The sequence below is a fragment of the Williamsia sp. z34 genome (assembly GCF_059553395.1).
The window spans coordinates 26,109-42,908 of the sequence record NZ_JCANWW010000012.1; the positions used below are offsets into that span (position 1 = coordinate 26,109).

Sequence of the window (16,800 nt, forward strand, 5' to 3'; positions counted from 1 at the left end):
CACCCGCCGTTGTCGATGGATCCCCCAGCAGCAGAAGAAAATCGAAAGGCAGTCACCATGGGTCGTGTAGAGGGCAAAGTCGCGTTCATCACCGGAGCAGCACGAGGACAGGGCCGCAGCCACGCGGTCCGCCTCGCCGAAGAAGGCGCCGACATCATCGCCGTCGACATCTGCACCGACTTCGAGACCATCGGGTACCCGATGGCAACGCCCGAAGATCTCGCAGAAACAGCCAGACTGGTCGAGAAGCACGACCGTCGTATCGTCACCGTGCAGGCCGATGTGCGCGACGCGGCCCAGATGAAGGCAGCTGTCGACCAGGGTGTCGCCGAACTCGGCCGCCTCGACATCGTTGTCGCACAGGCCGGTATCGCCGGGATGAAGGGCGAGCCCCGGTGGCAGTCGTTCACCGACGTCATCAACACCAACCTCGTCGGCACCATCAATGCGGTGACCGCTGCCCTGCCCCACCTCAAAGAGGGCGCCTCGATCATCGCCACCGGATCCACCGCGGCGCTGATGGACACCAGCAAGGTCGATCAGCCCGGCAAGGATCCCGGTGGCGTCGCCTACGTCTACTCCAAGCGCGCGCTGACCGAGTTCATCCACAACCTCGCGCTGCACATCGCCCCGGAAGGCATCCGCGCCAACGTGGTTCATCCGACGAACTGCAATACGGACATGCTCCAGAGCGAACCGATGTACCGTTCATTCCGTCCGGACCTCGAGAACCCCAAGCGCGAGGACGCAGAGCCGGCGTTCGGCGTGCAGCAGGCCATGAAGATCCCGTTCGTCGAACCACTCGACATCAGCAACATGGTCCTGTTCCTCGCTTCAGATGAATCTCGCTATGTCACCGGCACCCAGCAGCGCGTCGATGGCGGCGGTTACCTGAAGTGGTACGGCGTTCACTTCTGATCCGAAAACCCCAACCCCAGCCCGCAATACAACAACTCTCGAGGAGACACACGTGAAGGTGCAGGTCGATTCAGACAAGTGCCAGGGACACACGCTTTGCGCGATGATCGCTCCCGAGTCGTTCGAATTGGACGACATCGACGGACACGCGTCGGCGATCACCGAGGATGTACCGGCGGAGCACGAAAAGAGTGTCCGCGAGGCATTCGCATCGTGCCCGGAACGAGCAATCACCATCACCGAGTAGTACCCCCTTCCCTGGTATTCGACTGCCCCGCACCTGAAAGGACGACGCCCATGACCGTTGAGGACGTCACCCAAGACGCTCGAAAAACACCCCGTTTCCAGTTCGAGAGACACGCGCCCCACTACCGGGACGAGTTCGAAACCGTGACCCAGAAAATGCAGTCGGAGTGTCCGATCGCATGGAGTGACACCTACGGCGGCCACTGGGTTGCCGCGGGCAACAAAGAGGTCTTCGAACTCGCTCGCTGCCCGGTGGTGTCCACCGACCACGATGTCAGCGGCACCGGCTCCGGTTACAAGGGCATCTCGATTCCGACCGCGGAACGTGCCAGCGGTATTCGCGGCGGCATCCTGGAGATGGACGACCCCGATCACAAGAACTACCGCGCCATCCTGAACCCGTACCTGTCGCCGGCTGCGGTGAAGGCCTGGGTTCCGTTCATCGACGACGTCGTCCAGGCGTGCCTCGACGAGAAGATCGAGTCGGGACGGATCGACTTCGTCGACGAGCTCGCGAACATCGTTCCGGCCGTCCTGACGTTGGGCATGATGGGCATCCCGCTGGAGAAGTGGACGCTCTACAACGAGCCGGTGCACGCCGCGGTCTACACCCCGCCGGACTCCCCGGACATCGCGCGGGTCAACGAGATGCACCGGACCATGGGCATCGATCTGTTCACCAATCTCGCCGAGATCAAGGCGAATCCACGTCCCGGACTGATCAACGCCCTGGTCGAGGCACGCATCGACGGCGAACCGCTGCCGGACATGGAGATCTTCGGCAACCTCGGCCTGCTCATCGGTGGTGGCTTCGACACCACCACGGCGCTGACCGCCCATGCACTCGAATGGCTCTCGGAGAATCCCGAAGCACGTAAGACGCTGAGCGACAACCGGGATGAGCTGCTCGACTCCGCCACCGAGGAGTTCCTGCGCTACTACACCCCGGCCCCCGGTGACGGACGTACCGTCGCCGCGGACATCGAGATCGAGGGCAAGGAGTTCAAGGAGGGCGACCGGTTGTGGCTCTCCTGGGCGATGGCCAACCGCGATCCCGAGGTGTTCGACGACCCCAACGAGGTCATCCTCGACCGTGGTGCCAACCGGCACTACAGCTTCGGACTCGGTCTGCATCGCTGCGCCGGTTCCAACGTCGCGCGGACCGTCTTCAAGCGGATGCTCCTCGCCGTTCTCGACCGGATGCCGGACTACAAGTGCGATCCGGAGGCGACCGTGCACTACGACACCATCGGTGTCATCCAGGGCATGCGTCATCTGCCTGCCGATTTCACCCCGGGTGAGCGGGTCGGCGACGGTTTCGACGCCACCCTCGTCAGGTTGCAGAAGCTGATCGACGACACCCGTCTGGCAGAGCCTGCGGTCATCGCGAAAGCGCGCGCCCAATCAGCCGGATAGTCGGCTCAGCACCAACGATCTGACAGCGCAGAACACGAAGAACGCGGACCGGGGCCGCCACGCTGATACAGGCGTGGCGGCCACTGTCGTAGTTCCAACAAGGAGGCACAGTGGCCGAAACGACAGGACGTCCCCTGCCGTCACTCACCAGCGAGAACGAGTTCTTCTGGACGTCGGGTTCCGACGGCACATTACGTATTCAGGAATGCCAGAGCTGCTCGTCGCTGATCCATCCGCCGCAGCCGGTCTGCCGGTATTGCCGCGGCCGTGAGCTCGCGCCCCGGGCCGTGTCGGGTCACGCCACCCTCATCGGGTTCACCATCAACGAGCGGTTCCCGCTCCCCGGTATGCCGACCCCGTTTGTGATCGCCCAGGTGGCGCTCGAAGAGGATTCCCGTATCCGGCTGACCACCAACACCGTTGAGTGTGACCCTGCCGAACTCGTACTCGGTATGCGAATGGAGGTCGTCTTCGAGAACCGCGAAGACGTCTGGTACCCGTTGTTCCGGCCCGCCGCCGAACAGGCCTCGCAGCCGGCCGCGGCGCCCCACGACGAGATCGAACCGCAAGACTTCCACAAGCATGTCCGGCCGATGGCCACCACCGAGAAGTTCGAGGACAAGGTCGCCTTCACCGGTGTCGGGATGTCCGAGATCGGCCGGCGCCTGATGGTGTCACCGCTGGACCTGACCATCACCGCCTGCGAACGTGCCGTCGCCGACGCCGGTCTGACGATGGCCGACATCGACGGCATCGCCAGCTATCCGGGCTCCGGTGACGTCGGTGGATTCGGCGAAGGCGGCGGCGTGCTGTCGGTCGAGGCCGCCCTCGGTATCCACCCGACCTGGTACAACGGCGGCATCGAAACCTTCGGTCCCGGCGGGTCGGTCATCGCCGCGATGATGGCCGTTGCCAGCGGACTCGCCACCCACGTGCTGTGCTACCGAACCCTGTGGGAATCCACCTACGGCGAATTGATGAAGCAGGGCAAGCTGTCTCGCTCCGGCGGCGGACGCGCCAAGGGTTACATCATGCCGTTCGGCGCCATGTCGGCCTCGCACACGCTCGCGATGAACGCCCAGCGCCACATGCACCGGTACGGCACCACCCGCGAGACACTCGGGTGGATCGCGTTGAACCAGCGAAAGAACGCCGCGCTCAACCCCACCGCCATCTACCGCGATCCGATGACCATGGACGACTATCTGTCGGCCCGCACCATCACCACACCGTTCGGTCTCTACGACTGCGACGTGCCCTGCGACGCGTCGATCGCCGTCATCGTCTCGGCCAAAGACGCTGCGGCCGACCTGGCCAAACCGCCGGTGTACGTCGAGGCGGTGGGCACCCAGATCCTCGAACGGATCGAATGGGACCAGAGCACGTTGACCCATGAACCCCAGGTCCTGGGGCCGTCGGCGCACATGTGGTCGCGAACCTCGCTGCGGCCCAGCGACATCGACACCGCTCAGTTGTACGACGGTTTCAGCTTCAACTGCCTGTCCTGGCTGGAGGCGCTGGGCTTCTGCGGGATCGGCGAGGCCAAAGACTTCCTCGACGGCGGCAAGAACATCGCCATCGGCGGCGAAGTCGCCGTCAACACCCACGGCGGTCAGCTCTCACACGGACGGACGCACGGCATGGGCCTGATCGCCGAGGCGATCACCCAGCTCCGCGGCGAAGGTGGGGCCCGCCAGGTGCCCGGAGCCAAAACCGCGATCGCCAGTAGTGGCGGCCTGACACCCGGTGGCGTGATGCTCTTGAGGTCGGCCCAGTGACCGCGGCGGAGACGACAACCACCGCGGCCGGCGACGTGCCGGTCGCGCAGGTTGTCGATGTCGACGGGATCCCATCATCGGGTCTGCTTCTCGCCGTCCCCGAACCACGGGGCATCATCGTCGCGCTGCACGGTGGCGCCTCCAAGGCGGCCTACTACGATTGCCCGGGCTTTCCGCGACATTCCCTCCTTCGGACCGGAGCCGCGAACGGCTATACCGTTCTGGCACTGGATCGTCCGGGATATGAGGCCTCCTACGAACTCGGCGGCCGGTTCACAACCGCGGAGCAGCGTGTCGACTGGGCCTACGCGGCAGTGGAGGCGCACCTCGGTGACCGCGCACGCGGAGCCGGCACCTTCATCCTGGCCCATTCGGTGGGGTCCGAACTCGGTGTCCGCATGGCTGCCGCCAACCCGCGAGGGGACCTCCTGGGTCTGGAGATCTCTGGGACCGGCCTGGAGCACCAGGCACAGGCCGCCAGGGTTCTGGTGCCCCGGCACGCCGGTGGCAAGAAGCCCGACGGCGCCGGAGTGCGCGAACTGCTCTGGAACCCCGCGCGCCTCTACCCGGCCGAATTATCCGGCGGTGGGGCGATTTCCGCGCCCGGACCCAAATACGAGTATGAAGTGGTCCGGGATTGGCCGACGATCACGTTCCCCGACAAGGCAGCACAGGTCCAGGTCCCGGTGCACTTCACCTCCGGCGAGTTCGAGAACGTGTGGCGTCAGGACCCCGATGCGTTGCACGACATCGGCGCGTTGTTCAGCAACTCACCCCGGGTCGTGGTGGAACAGCAGTTCGACGGCGGTCACAACCTGAGTCTGGGATACACCGCCAGGGCCTATCACCTGAACATCTTGTCGTTTGTCGAAGAGTGCATCAACGACGCGAAACGTCCCGGGCACTAGTGCCTTTCGATCAGAAGGAGTATTGATGCGAGTCGGATTCATCGGTCTCGGCAGCCAAGGCGGCCCGATGGCCCGCCGGATCGTGGAGGCCGGTTACGAGACGACACTGTGGGCGCGGCGACCGGAGTCGCTCGAGCCGTACGGTGACACCGCGGCGAAGACCGCGGGTACCCCCGCCGAATTGGGCGCCGCCAGCGATCTGGCCTGCGTTTGCGTTGTCGCCGACGCCGACGTCCGTGAGGTCGTCGACGGGCCGCAGGGCATCCTGCGTGGGATGAGCGCAGGCGGCGTCATCGCAGTGCACTCGACGGTGCACCCGGACACCTGCCGCGAACTGGCGGACAAGGCTGCACAGCAAGGTATCTCGTTCGTCGACGCACCGGTCAGCGGTGGTGGCATGGGCGCCGCCGCCGGCACGCTCCTGGTGATGGTCGGCGGTGACGACGAGGTCGTCGCCCGCGTCCGGCCGGTCTTCGAGACCTACGCCGATCCGGTGGTCCACCTCGGCGGCATCGGCGCCGGCGAGGTCACCAAGCTTCTCAATAATCTGCTGTTCAGCGCCAACCTCTCCACCGCGTCGAGCACCCTGGCCCTCGGGGAAGCACTCGGCGTCGACCCCACCCGGCTCGCCGAGGTCCTCGCGCGTGGGTCGTCGAACAGCTTCGCGTTGGCCCGGATCACCGACACCGCGGGTTCACTGGACCGGATCGCCATGCATGCCGGAGAACTGCTCCGCAAGGACGTCACGCTCGTCGCCGACATCGCCGATGCCGCAGGCGCCACCGTGGGTTCCGTCCTGACCGCGGCCGACGCCACGCTGGCCCAGATGAACCACCCACGACAGGAGTCATGATGCGTATCGGATTTGTCGGCACCGGCCGGATGGGTCTGCCCATGGTCCGCCGCCTCGTCGGCGGCGAACACCAGGTGCGCGCGCTGGTCCGCAATGATCAGGCACGTGATGACGTCACCGAAGCGGGTGCCGAGGCAGTCTCCGACATCAGCGAAGTCGGCTTCGACGCCGAGATCGTCATCGTCTGCGTCTTCACCGACGACCAGGTGCGTGAGATCTGCCTCCAGGGTCCGCTGATCGCCGCGATGCCACCAGGCTCGGTGCTGGTTCTGCACACCACTGGCAGCCCGGTCACTGCAGAGCTGATCACGGAGCGCGCCAAACCCTTTGGCGTGCATGTCGTCGACGCCCCGGTCAGCGGCGGTCCACACAACATCGCGGCCGGTGGCCTCACGGTCTACCTCGGTGGCGACTCCGAGGCCATCGACCGCATCCGTCCGGCCTTGCAGACCTATGCCGAACCGGCATTGCATGTCGGGGTCATCGGCAACGGCCAACGGGTCAAGCTGGTCAACAACGCATTGTTCGCGGCGCAGATCGGATTGCTTCGTGAAGGAGTTCGCCTCGCAGCCGAACTCGGCATCGACGAATCCACCCTGCTCAGTTCGCTCCCCCACGGCAGCTCCAGCAGCCGTGCGCTGGACGGGGTGTCGTCCCGCGGATCGGTTTCCGCGTTCAGTGAAGCGGTGGGTGCCTTCGTCAGCAAAGACGTCAGCGTTGTCCGCGCCGTCGCCCTCGAACTCGGTGGACAACTCGGACTGATCGACGAAGTGATCGGCGACCAATTCGGAGCCGTCAAACCCTGATCTGACCGAGTAAGGACTGTTTCGTATGCAGATGACGCCAAGCCATCACGCCGAACTGACACCGGATGCGCCGGCCATCGTGATGGGCCGAAGCGGCGAGGTTGTCACGTACGCCCAGCTCGAAGACCGGTCGATCCGATTCGCCCGGGCCCTGCGCGAACGGGGCCTGCAGCCGGGTGATCACATCGCGATCCTGATGGAGAACACTCGCTCGTTCCTCGAGATCGCCTGGGCGGCACAGCGTTCTGGCCTCTACTACACCGCCGTCAATCGACATCTGCGTACCGACGAGGTGCAGTACGTCCTCGACGACAGCGGCGCGCAGGCACTGATCGCCAGTGAGTCCGTCGCCGATGTCGTCGTCGATCTCGACCTGTCCCGGCTACGCGCGAAGATCAGCGGCGCCGGGCGGATCGACGGCTTCGAGTCATACGAGGACGTCCTGGCCGCCACCTCCGGGGCGCCCCTCGACAACGAGCTCGAGGGCCGGGAGATGCTGTACTCCTCGGGCACCACCGGTCGTCCCAAAGGGGTTCGGAAACCAGTGGACGGCAAAGCATTCGGTGACCCATCGTCGGCCCCGGTGCTCATCGCCAAGGGTGTGGTCGATCGCAGTTCCGGCGACAACGTCGTGTACCTGTCCCCCGCGCCGCTCTATCATGCCTCGCCCCTGGTCTTTTCGATGTCATGGCATCGTGGCGGAGCAACCGTGGTGGTGATGGAGAGCTTCGATCCACGACGATGCCTGGAACTGATCGAGCGCTACCGCGTCACCGACGCGCAATTCGTACCCACCATGTTCGTCCGGATGCTCCGGCTCCCCGATGCAGAACGGGAGCGGTATGACGTGTCGAGCCTGCGCGGCGTGATGCATTCGGCCGCACCATGTCCGGTCGCGGTGAAACGACAGATGCTCGACTGGTGGGGGCCGATCATCAATGAGTACTACTCGGGTACCGAAGATATCGGGGCCACCGCCATCACGGCCGCCGAGTGGCTTGCGCATCCGGGTTCGGTGGGTCGGCCGATGCAGCCCTGCCACATCCTCGACGCGCACGGCAACGAACTGCCTGCCGGTGAGGCCGGCGATGTGTACTTCGAAGGCGGGCGCCCGTTCGAGTACCACAACGACCCGGAGAAGACCGCGTCCGCGGTGGACGCCCACGGCTGGCGAACCATCGGCGACATGGGATATCTCGACGAGGACGGATACCTGTACCTCACCGACCGCAAGGCCCACATGATCATTTCCGGTGGAGTGAACATCTATCCGCAGGAAACCGAGAACATCCTGGCATCGCATCCGGCGATCGCCGATGTCGCCGTCATCGGGGTTCCCGACGACGAGATGGGCGAATCCGTCAAGGCTGTCGTGCAACTGGTCGACCCCGAGACCGGCGATGATGAGCTCGGGAGCGAGCTGATCGCCTATTGCGCACGAGAGCTCGCCACTTACAAGTGCCCTCGCAGTGTCGAGTTCGTCGACGAACTGCCCCGAGATCCGAACGGAAAGTTGTACAAACGCCGGCTCCGCGAACGCTACTGGGACGGGCACGACAGCCTGATCCTCTGACCATGACGAAGTCAGTCCACAACACGAGTTCATGAGGTGACCGATGCGCTACATCTTCCACTATCCAGAACCCAGCGGCCCCGATGCCGATCTCTTTGCGGCCGGACCGATGACCGATGTCGCGGTCGCGGTGGAAAAGGCCGGGTTCGATGGATTCTCGGTGAGCGAACATCCGATCCCCGGAGCCAAGTGGCTGGCCACCGGTGGACACCAGACGGTCGACCCCTTTGTGGCGTTGAGTTTTGTCGCCGCTGCGACCAGCCGGATCAAGGTCCTGACCTACCTGGCGGTCGCGCCCTACCGGAATCCACTGTTGCTGGCCAAGTCTGCGTCGACACTGGACACGCTGTCCGGTGGACGACTGATCCTGGGCCTGGGCACCGGGTACCAGAAGAGCGAGTTCTTCGCACTCGGCGTCGACATCGACGAACGCAACGAGTTGTTCGACGAGGCCCTGGACGTGCTCCCCCTGCACTGGAGCGGCGAGGCATTCAGCTATCAGGGCAAACACTTCAACGCGCGGGATGTGCGGTCGCTGCCGCGACCGGTCTCCGACCCGATCCCGATCTGGGTCGGCGGCAACTCCAAGCTCAGCCGCCGCCGGGTCGCCGAACGGGCACAGGGCTGGATGCCGATGTCCGGTGGAGCACAGCTCAGTGCCACCGCCCGCACTCCGGCACTGGGATCGAGTTCGGAACTGGGCGAGAAGATCTCGGAGATGCGAGACGCCGCCGCGGCCGCCGGGCGCACCGAGCCGATCGACGTCCTCTACTCCTACCAGGCCGATGGACTGACCACACCCGCCGCGGACGCCGACCGTCACCGCGAGAATTTTGCCGAACTCGAGAAGGCCGGTGTCACCTGGATCGTGGTCTCGCATTCCCCGTCCCGTTCCTTCGGCGAGACCACCGAGTTCCTCGACGCATTCGGATCGACCCACCTGTCATGACCTGGTTCGAAGAACGTGCCCGACTCGACGGCACTGTGGCCGTGATCACCGGCGGCGCAGGAGGTCTCGGCGAAAGCATCGCGGCCGACCTCGTCGCCAACGGTGTACGCATCGCCGTGATCGACATCGATCCGACGGCCGTCGAGGCCATGCGCGAGAACCTCGCCGACGGTGGCTTCGAGGCAATCGTGCATCACGGCGATGCTCGCGATCCGGAGACGCTGGCGGCTTTGTTCACAGCTGTGGATGAACGCTGGGGACAACTGGACACGCTCGTGAACATCGTCGGCGGGACCTTCCGAACGCCCTTCACCGAAAGCAAACCGAAGGGCTGGGACGCGCTCTTGCGCACCAACCTTCATCATGTGTTCCACGCCTGCTCGTTGGCGATCCCACGGATGCAGGCCGGTGGTCGCGGCGGCAGCATCATCAACATCAGCACCATCGAGGCGCATCGCGCGGCACCGGGATTCGCGGTGTACTCGGCGGCGAAGGCCGCGGTGGAGCAGTTCGCCCGCACACTGTCGGTGGAGGTTGCCCCGGATCGGATCCGGGTCAACAACATCGCCCCCGACTTTGTGCCGACACCCAGCCTGGACAAACTCGGCGGTGGCGGGACTCCTGCCATGGCCACCCCGGTCGGCGCCCGGATCGCCATCCCGATGGGCCGGGTCGGCCACGTCACGGATGTCTCGAACTGCGTGGTCTTCCTCGCCTCCGGACTGTCGGAGTACATCACCGGGACAACGCTGCACCCCGATGGCGGCACGCTCGCGTCGTCGGGATGGTTCAACTGGCCCGACCACGGCTGGGCCAACTATGCACCGGCTTCGGTCATGGACCGGCCGGACTCGGACTGATCAAACTCAGACTGAGCGAACTCGGACCGATCACCGTGTGATCAGTCCGAGTTCGCCCAGCTCGAATCGATTACTTGATATCCGCCATGGACTTTCCGACGTCGGCCAGCGTCATCGGCGTGCCGTAGTCGGTCGTGTACTTGTAGGGCGGGATGTCGCAGCGGTAGAGACCGTTGTCGGGCTTGAAGTCGGCGGGCTCCCAGCCGTCCGGTGTCGCCACCTCCACGTTGAAGCACGGTGACGACGGAGCCGGTTGCTCCAGATTCTGCGGTGCGGTCAATCCGCCTCCGGTCCAGGCTGTTTCGGCCTTCGCCGCGTTGTAGACGCAGGTACGGGTCAGATCATCGCCACAGCTGGCCGCGGACTTCGCGAAGAGCAACCATGCGGACATCGCACGAATACCCGGCAGTGTGATCTGGGCATCCGGCGCGTACTTCTCGTACAACGCCTTGAGCTGGGTGACTGCCGGCTCGTCGCTGTTCAGTGGTGCCACACCTCCCATGTCGAGGATGTTGTTCTGGAAGTCGAGCGAATCCGATGCCAGTTCGAGGAACTGCTGGTTGTAGGCATTGTTGTTCGTATCGATCCAGTCGAGCTTGTAGTCCAGCGAGGTCAGGACACTCTCCAGCTTGGCGAGCTGCTTGAAATCGCCATAGAACTGCAGGCCTTTGACGCCTTTGCTCTTGATCGACTGTGCGTACGGTGTCCAGTCCGAGACACCCATCGCCGGGTACAGGTCGTTGTAGACGTAGGTGCCACCTGCGGCTTCGGTGGATTCGACCGCTTGAGCGCCAATGTCTTTCGTCAACGGCGAGTCACCGTTGATGATTCCGATGAGGTTTGCCGAACCCGGGTACGCGTCCTTGATGAGCCAGGTCCGGAGCTGGAAGTAGGGGTCGTAGCCGACGGTCTGGCTCGGTGAGGCGCTGACCTGCAGGTCAGACCCTGTCACGGCCGGCTGCACGGTCTGGCCGGGGAAGCTCGGGAGCCCGCAGGTCAGCCGCTCCTTGACGCCGAGTCCGTCGAGGGCGCTGCCGCCACCGACGAGCGCGAAATCCTCGCGGCAGGCGGTGATCATCTGCTGGCGGGTTTCCATCAGCTTGGAATCACGCGTGTTGGCCACGAGCGTGCGGCCGTTGATGCCGCCGAGTTCGTTGCACCACGACGTGAAGACCTTTGCCGCGTCGACGAACTCGGGGTTCTTGGTGAAGCCCACGTCGGAGAACACACCGACCTTGATCTCGCTGTCGGTGACACCCTGCGCGGGCGACCCGGTGGCCGAGCCCTCCTGGCAGACGTCGGTGAGGGATCCGAAGTCACTCGACACCGTCTCCGCCGACGCGGTTCCACCTCCACCTCCACCTTCGTCGCCATCTCCGCCACTGCGGTCGCTGCTACACCCGGCAACAACAAGCAGTGCGGCAGCCGACAAGGCTACGAGCATGCGATGCGGTTTCAACTGTTCCTCCTCGATCGTGACTCCCCGGTAGCGCGGAGCCTATCCCCGACCGGTGCCGTGGCGGAGCAGTTTGGAACTTTATCCTTATAAGGTTAACCAGGAATGCTGAACAGCCTCGTTGACCTGCGACTTTGATGGACGTCCAGCGAGCACGTAAAGGTCAGAACAACCCGCCATCAACCCGGATCAACGACCCCGTGGTGAAACTCGAGGCTGCGCTGGCCAAGTAGAGCGCCGTGGTCACGATCTCCGACGTCTCACCCGGGCGCCCCGCTGCGCTGCGCAAGCCGGTACGCGCGTCGTCGCCCCAGCCTTTCGAGATATCCGTCAGGAACGGCCCGGCCGAGATCGTGTTGACCCGGACGTTGGGTCCGTATTCACGACCGAAAACGCCTGCGAGGGTGTTCAGTGCAGCCTTGGCCCCGGCATAGGGTCCGAACTTGGGTGCCGGGAAGATGGCGCCCGAGGACGAGATGTTGATGATCGAGCCACCGTCGCCGTCGGCCATCCGACGGCCGACGAGCGAGCCGAGCCGGAACGGTCCCTTGAAGTTCACCGCGACAACCTTGTCGAAGAGCTCCTCGCTCGTCTCCTCCGACGACGGCGCCACCGGCGACAAGCCGGCGTTGTTGACCAAGATGTCGACCTTGCCGAAGTGGGCGTAGGCCGTGTCCACAAGTGCGTCAACGTCTTCCCACTTGCCCACGTGAGCACTCACCGGCAACGCCTTCCGGCCGAGCGCCTCCACTTCGCGAGCCGTCTCCTCACATGAGGGAAGTTTGCGACTGGCGATGACGACGTCGGCGCCCGCCCTGGCAAAGGCCAGCACCATTTCGTGGCCGAGACCGCGACTTCCACCTGTCACGAGGGCTACTTTGCCCTTCAATGAGAACAATTCAGAGAGATCGGCCGCGGGTTCCGGGGTTGCATTCATGCCACGAGAATAGCATTCTGATTACTTAGATCGTGATTCTCATGCGCATGTTCACAAGGGAGCCAGTTGATGCAGGGACTGCAGGACAAAGTTGTCGTGGTAGCCGGGGCCGCCACCGGACTCGGGGCCGACTCTGCACAGCGGTTGGCCCGCGAAGGCGCGAAAGTAGTTGTCGGTGACCTCAACCCAGCAGGTGCCGAGAAGACCGCCGCCGCGATCAACGAGGCAGGCGGCCAGGCCGTTGCCTCGCAGTTCGACATCGCCGACGACGATTCGGTCAAGGACCTCATCGCCTTTGCGGTCGCCACCTTCGGCGGACTCGACGCCGTCCACGTCAACGCCGGCGACATGGCCGCGGTCTCCAAGGACACCAACGTCGTCGACATCGACCTCGAGATCTGGGACCGCACCATCGCAGTCAACCTCCGCGGGCACATGCTGGTCAGCCGGCACAGCATCCCCGAACTCCTCAAACGCGGCGGTGGATCGCTCGTCTACACGTCATCGGTAGCATCGTTCGCCGGTCAACCCCAGCGTCCCGCCTACGCCGCGACCAAGGCCGGCATCAATGCCATCGCCCGCCATGTCGCCGCCGGATGGGGCAAGGACGGGATCCGGGCCAACGCCCTCACCCCGGGCCTGATCCTGACCGATGAGATCAAGCAGGGCGCCGATCCGAAGATGTTGCAGGGCATGCTCAAAGGCGCTCGCAGCCCCCGACTCGGAGAAGCCCGTGACGTCTCCAGCATGGTCGCCTACCTGATGTCCGACGAGGGTTCCTGGATCAACGGCCAGGTCGTCAACATCGACGGCGGCACCTACTTCCGCTGACTGACCCGCTCCACCCTCCGTCGACCGTGCCTTAATCGCCGCCGAGCGTGCCCTAGTTACCGCCGAGCGTGCCAAAGATGCTCACGCCAAGCGCTTTTCGGCACGGTCAATGGCGACTTTGGCACGCTCGACGGTGGTATCGGCACGCTCGGCGGAGGGGCGGGCGGGGTGGGTCAGAGTTTGATGGTGACGCACTTGACCTGACTGTAGTGATGCAGCGCCTCGACACCCTTCTCGCGACCGTAACCGCTGTTCTTCCAACCGCCGAAAGGTGTTTGGACGGACGCCGTTGACCAGGTGTTGACGAAGACCTGGCCGACCCGCAGGCGGTCGCTGACCGTCAATGCCCGGGAGACGTCTTTGGTCCAGACCCCGGCGACCAGTCCGTAATCGGAATCGTTGGCCATCGCAACGGCTTCGGCGTCGTCATCGAACGGGATCACCACGACGACGGGGCCGAAGATCTCTTCACGGGCGATCCGTGCGGAGTTGTCCACGCCGGTGTAGATCGTCGGGTCGATGTAGAACCCGCCGGTCTCGTCGGCGACCGTCGACACCGTGCCACCGGTGGCCGCATGCGCCCCATCGGATTCGGCGACCTTGAAGTATTCCTGCACCCGCGAGAACTGGTCCCGCGTGATCAGCGGACCGATGTCGTGGCCCACACGTACGTTCGCGGCGCGGTCGACCAACCTCCGGACCACCTCGTCATGGACCGAGCGATGGACCAGCAGTCGGGTGCCGGCAGAACAGACCTGTCCCGCGTTGGCCGTGAACGCCTGCAGTGAACCGGCCACGGCCGCATCGAGATCGGCGTCGGCGAAGATGATGTTCGCCGACTTCCCGCCCAATTCGAGGGTGAGCGGAATGATCCGTTCAGCCGCGATCCTGCCGATCGCCCGTCCGGTGGGAACAGACCCGGTGAAGGCGACTTTCGCCACCGACGGATGCTCCACCAGTGCGGCGCCGGCATCCCGTCCGTCGCCGAGGACCACATTGAAAACGCCCGGCGCAAAACCGACCTCGGACGCCAGCTGCGCCAACCGCACAGTGGTCGACGATGTGTACTCGGAAGGCTTGACCACCACCGTGTTCCCGGCCGCCAATGCGGGCGCGCACGCCCTGGCCGCCTGGTTGATCGGCACGTTCCACGGGGTGATCACACCGACGACACCGAACGGTTCACGCCGGGTGTAGACATGTTGATCCGGCGCCACATCCAGGGTCTCCCCGACCGGCATCCCGATCAGTCCACCGTAGAAGTCGAAGTAGGTGGCCGAGCCCTCGATCTCTCCCAGGGCGACGGCTTCGGGCTTGCCGGTCTCACTGACCTCCAACTGCGCGAGTTCCGTTGCGTTCTCGCGCATCGCACGTGCGAGGTCGGAGAACAACCGGGCGCGCGCCAGTCCCGGCACCTGACGCCAGGCCTGCGCAGCCGAGTCGGCCGCGGTGACCGCAAGGGAGATGTCCACACCGTTCCCGGCGGCGATCCGGCGAACCTCTGTGCCGCTCGCCGGATCTGTGACACCAAGGTATTCGCCGGCCGACGGCGCCACCGGGGCGCCACCGATCCAGTGGTCGAGTTTTTGCACGTCTGTCAGGTCCTTTTAACTGGTCGGGGGAAAATCGCAGGCCGCTTGTGGAGAAAATCATGCGGATATCCGAGCCGCACCCGGTTTGCCGTCTCCAGCCGATCGAGGTGCGTCTGTTCCAACCGTACCGCCAGGGCGCCCAGATCATCTCCCACATCAGATCGATGTGGTCGCGAATGTCATTGCACCGAGGCAGAGTTCACCGACCCGAATCCCTGACCTTCCGAGGACCCGCACCGGCATCGCCGTACCGAATCCCTCGATCGCACTACGCGTCATCGTCGACCACCCAGTTCACGAATCGATGCAGCGGATACATGCCGTCATGAGGTCCACCCATGCTGCCCTTCATGGCACTTCCGAGTTTCACCAGACGTTGCACGCCCGCGGTGGCCAGATCATCACGGACCTCGGCTTTTCGATGCGTCGGGTACACCCCGACGGTCTGCGTGGCGACGGTGGCCAACGCCGCCGCGTCCCGCATGGTGTCGACCGGGATGACGTTCACGGTCTTGTTGGTGGGATGGAAGTCGACCATCTCCGGCGACCGGACAACCAGTCCGCGCCCGTCGAACGCACCCCAGACCCGGTATTCGGGTTCGAGGAAGCGCATCCCCTCGACTGCCTCGCGGATGTCGGAAGCCGGTTTCGGCCCGACTGCCGACGCGAAATCCCGGTCCACACCGAGACGTTCGTGGAGCAGTTCGCAGAAGCGGTCCACCTGCTCGACATCCCCTTCGACGCAGATGTGCCGGGCCGCGAGACAGGCATCCTGGTTGAAGATCGTGACGTCCTTGGCGGCCAGCTCCGCGACCTCGAGCAGGCCCTCCTCGGACTCGAAGGCCTCGCGGCCGATGACCGACATCGATACCTTGGGATCGAAGGAGATGAGCCCGAAACCGGGGCCCACATATTTCGCCGCGTTCTCGATCGCGGCCCCGCCACCCCAGGCGACCAGTTTGTCGAAGTACTGCGACCGGTAGAGAATGCTCTCGACCTTCTCGTCTCCGCCCCTCCAGTACACCGCCGACATCGATTGGAGCACTGGATGATCGGGCGCGATGTCGGCCATGGTCCGCAGTACCGCGACGGTGGTGAACGGATCGGCAGACGGCATCTTGAACACGTTGACGGCCTTGGTCAGGGCGGCGTCGGCGATCGACGTCATGGCCGCACTCGGCGAGTTGCCCGCCAGCATGTGGACCAGCCGGGGCGGGAAAGCCCTGATGCGGCTGACACTTCCGTTCGGATCGATGTTCTCCACCCAGCCGTCGAGCACATCGAGGCTTCCGAAGGTCTTCTTCAGCCGGTATTCCATCGCCTCCCTGGTGAGGAACTGTCCCGGCCGAGCGAAGGTGTTCTCGATGATGCGTCGCGGAAGGGCGCTGACCTGCAGCGTCATCTCCAGCGATTCCTGCAGGTATTCGTTCTTCTCCAGCGACAGGTGCGACGCCGTCTCGACCAGGAAGTCGATGATCTCCGACACCGGCATGTCGAAGGCCGGTCCCTGCTGCGTGCGCGGCACGAACAGGTCGTTGAACTCGATTTTCGGGGTCACAAACGGGACGCCGAAATCCCTTGAGAGATACTCGTTGTCCTCACCCCAGATCAGCTTGCCCCGAACGAAATGCGGTACCCGGATCTTGGATTTGGTCGGGCTCGATGTGGCAGTCATGT

Annotated in this window: 15 protein-coding genes; 11 read left to right on the forward strand and 4 right to left on the reverse strand. The window is 64.5% G+C overall.

Annotated elements, in window-relative coordinates:
* Positions 1-57 precede the first annotated feature (57 nt).
* From AC51GT_RS23035 to AC51GT_RS23080, 10 genes are all read left to right on the forward strand, one after another.
* Entirely contained in the window at positions 58-918 is an 861-nt protein-coding gene (locus AC51GT_RS23035; RefSeq protein WP_496326499.1) for a mycofactocin-coupled SDR family oxidoreductase, read from the forward strand.
* A gap of 52 nt (positions 919-970) precedes the next feature.
* Positions 971-1,165 carry a ferredoxin gene (locus tag AC51GT_RS23040; RefSeq protein ID WP_496326498.1) on the forward strand — a complete coding sequence of 65 codons (195 nt, stop codon included), beginning with the start codon at positions 971-973 and terminating at the stop codon, positions 1,163-1,165.
* A gap of 50 nt (positions 1,166-1,215) precedes the next feature.
* Positions 1,216-2,580, forward strand: coding sequence for a cytochrome P450 (locus tag AC51GT_RS23045; RefSeq protein ID WP_496326497.1), 1,365 nt, complete (start codon positions 1,216-1,218; stop codon positions 2,578-2,580).
* Positions 2,581-2,690: 110 nt separating this feature from the next.
* Positions 2,691-4,358 carry a thiolase C-terminal domain-containing protein gene (locus tag AC51GT_RS23050; protein WP_496330293.1) on the forward strand — a complete coding sequence of 556 codons (1,668 nt, stop codon included), beginning with the start codon at positions 2,691-2,693 and terminating at the stop codon, positions 4,356-4,358.
* Positions 4,355-5,266 carry an alpha/beta hydrolase gene (locus AC51GT_RS23055; RefSeq protein WP_496330294.1) on the forward strand — a complete coding sequence of 304 codons (912 nt, stop codon included), beginning with the start codon at positions 4,355-4,357 and terminating at the stop codon, positions 5,264-5,266. The genes AC51GT_RS23050 and AC51GT_RS23055 overlap by 4 nt, the downstream gene beginning before the upstream one ends.
* A 25-nt stretch (positions 5,267-5,291) precedes the next feature.
* Positions 5,292-6,119: an NAD(P)-dependent oxidoreductase gene (locus tag AC51GT_RS23060; protein ID WP_496326494.1), complete on the forward strand. Its 828-nt coding sequence runs from the start codon at positions 5,292-5,294 to the stop codon at positions 6,117-6,119.
* Positions 6,119-6,925, forward strand: a complete 807-nt coding sequence (locus tag AC51GT_RS23065) for an NAD(P)-dependent oxidoreductase (RefSeq protein WP_496330295.1) — start codon at positions 6,119-6,121, stop codon at positions 6,923-6,925. The genes AC51GT_RS23060 and AC51GT_RS23065 overlap by 1 nt, the downstream gene beginning before the upstream one ends.
* Before the next feature lie 31 nt (positions 6,926-6,956).
* Positions 6,957-8,498, forward strand: a complete 1,542-nt coding sequence (locus AC51GT_RS23070; RefSeq protein ID WP_496330364.1) for an acyl-CoA synthetase — start codon at positions 6,957-6,959, stop codon at positions 8,496-8,498.
* Between the two features lie 43 nt (positions 8,499-8,541).
* Positions 8,542-9,447 (forward strand): LLM class F420-dependent oxidoreductase, encoded by a 906-nt coding sequence (locus AC51GT_RS23075; RefSeq protein ID WP_496330296.1) that lies wholly within the window; start codon positions 8,542-8,544, stop codon positions 9,445-9,447.
* Complete coding sequence (locus AC51GT_RS23080) at positions 9,444-10,307, forward strand: SDR family NAD(P)-dependent oxidoreductase (protein ID WP_496330297.1); 864 nt, start codon at positions 9,444-9,446, stop codon at positions 10,305-10,307. Before AC51GT_RS23075 ends, AC51GT_RS23080 begins: the two co-directional genes overlap by 4 nt.
* 70 nt (positions 10,308-10,377) lie before the next feature.
* On the opposite strand, the gene AC51GT_RS23085 is transcribed toward AC51GT_RS23080, so the two are convergent.
* Positions 10,378-11,751 carry an ABC transporter substrate-binding protein gene (locus AC51GT_RS23085; protein WP_496330298.1) on the reverse strand — a complete coding sequence of 458 codons (1,374 nt, stop codon included), beginning with the start codon at positions 11,749-11,751 and terminating at the stop codon, positions 10,378-10,380.
* A 175-nt stretch (positions 11,752-11,926) separates the two neighbouring features.
* A complete protein-coding gene (locus AC51GT_RS23090) occupies positions 11,927-12,700 on the reverse strand; it encodes an SDR family NAD(P)-dependent oxidoreductase (protein WP_496326491.1) in 774 nt (257 codons plus the stop codon).
* A gap of 69 nt (positions 12,701-12,769) precedes the next feature.
* Between AC51GT_RS23090 and AC51GT_RS23095 the strand changes: the two genes are divergently transcribed.
* Positions 12,770-13,531 carry an SDR family NAD(P)-dependent oxidoreductase gene (locus AC51GT_RS23095; RefSeq protein WP_496326490.1) on the forward strand — a complete coding sequence of 254 codons (762 nt, stop codon included), beginning with the start codon at positions 12,770-12,772 and terminating at the stop codon, positions 13,529-13,531.
* A 173-nt stretch (positions 13,532-13,704) separates the two neighbouring features.
* Here AC51GT_RS23095 and AC51GT_RS23100 read toward each other — a convergent pair whose 3' ends face one another.
* Together AC51GT_RS23100 and AC51GT_RS23105 are read right to left on the reverse strand one after the other, a co-directional pair.
* Positions 13,705-15,123: an aldehyde dehydrogenase family protein gene (locus tag AC51GT_RS23100; RefSeq protein WP_496330299.1), complete on the reverse strand. Its 1,419-nt coding sequence runs from the start codon at positions 15,121-15,123 to the stop codon at positions 13,705-13,707.
* Between the two features lie 268 nt (positions 15,124-15,391).
* Positions 15,392-16,798, reverse strand: coding sequence for an acyl-CoA reductase (locus AC51GT_RS23105; protein WP_496330300.1), 1,407 nt, complete (start codon positions 16,796-16,798; stop codon positions 15,392-15,394).
* Positions 16,799-16,800: the final 2 nt, after the last annotated feature.

Coding starts and splice junctions, on each gene's coding strand:
- AC51GT_RS23035 (WP_496326499.1), top strand. CDS start 58: ATGGGTCGTGTAGAGGGCAAAGTCGCGTTCATCACCGGAGCAGCACGA.
- AC51GT_RS23045 (WP_496326497.1), top strand. CDS start 1,216: ATGACCGTTGAGGACGTCACCCAAGACGCTCGAAAAACACCCCGTTTC.
- AC51GT_RS23060 (WP_496326494.1), top strand. CDS start 5,292: ATGCGAGTCGGATTCATCGGTCTCGGCAGCCAAGGCGGCCCGATGGCC.
- AC51GT_RS23065 (WP_496330295.1), top strand. CDS start 6,119: ATGCGTATCGGATTTGTCGGCACCGGCCGGATGGGTCTGCCCATGGTC.
- AC51GT_RS23070 (WP_496330364.1), top strand. CDS start 6,957: ATGACGCCAAGCCATCACGCCGAACTGACACCGGATGCGCCGGCCATC.
- AC51GT_RS23075 (WP_496330296.1), top strand. CDS start 8,542: ATGCGCTACATCTTCCACTATCCAGAACCCAGCGGCCCCGATGCCGAT.
- AC51GT_RS23080 (WP_496330297.1), top strand. CDS start 9,444: ATGACCTGGTTCGAAGAACGTGCCCGACTCGACGGCACTGTGGCCGTG.
- AC51GT_RS23085 (WP_496330298.1), bottom strand. CDS start 11,751: ATGCTCGTAGCCTTGTCGGCTGCCGCACTGCTTGTTGTTGCCGGGTGT.
- AC51GT_RS23090 (WP_496326491.1), bottom strand. CDS start 12,700: ATGAATGCAACCCCGGAACCCGCGGCCGATCTCTCTGAATTGTTCTCA.
- AC51GT_RS23095 (WP_496326490.1), top strand. CDS start 12,770: ATGCAGGGACTGCAGGACAAAGTTGTCGTGGTAGCCGGGGCCGCCACC.
- AC51GT_RS23105 (WP_496330300.1), bottom strand. CDS start 16,798: ATGACTGCCACATCGAGCCCGACCAAATCCAAGATCCGGGTACCGCAT.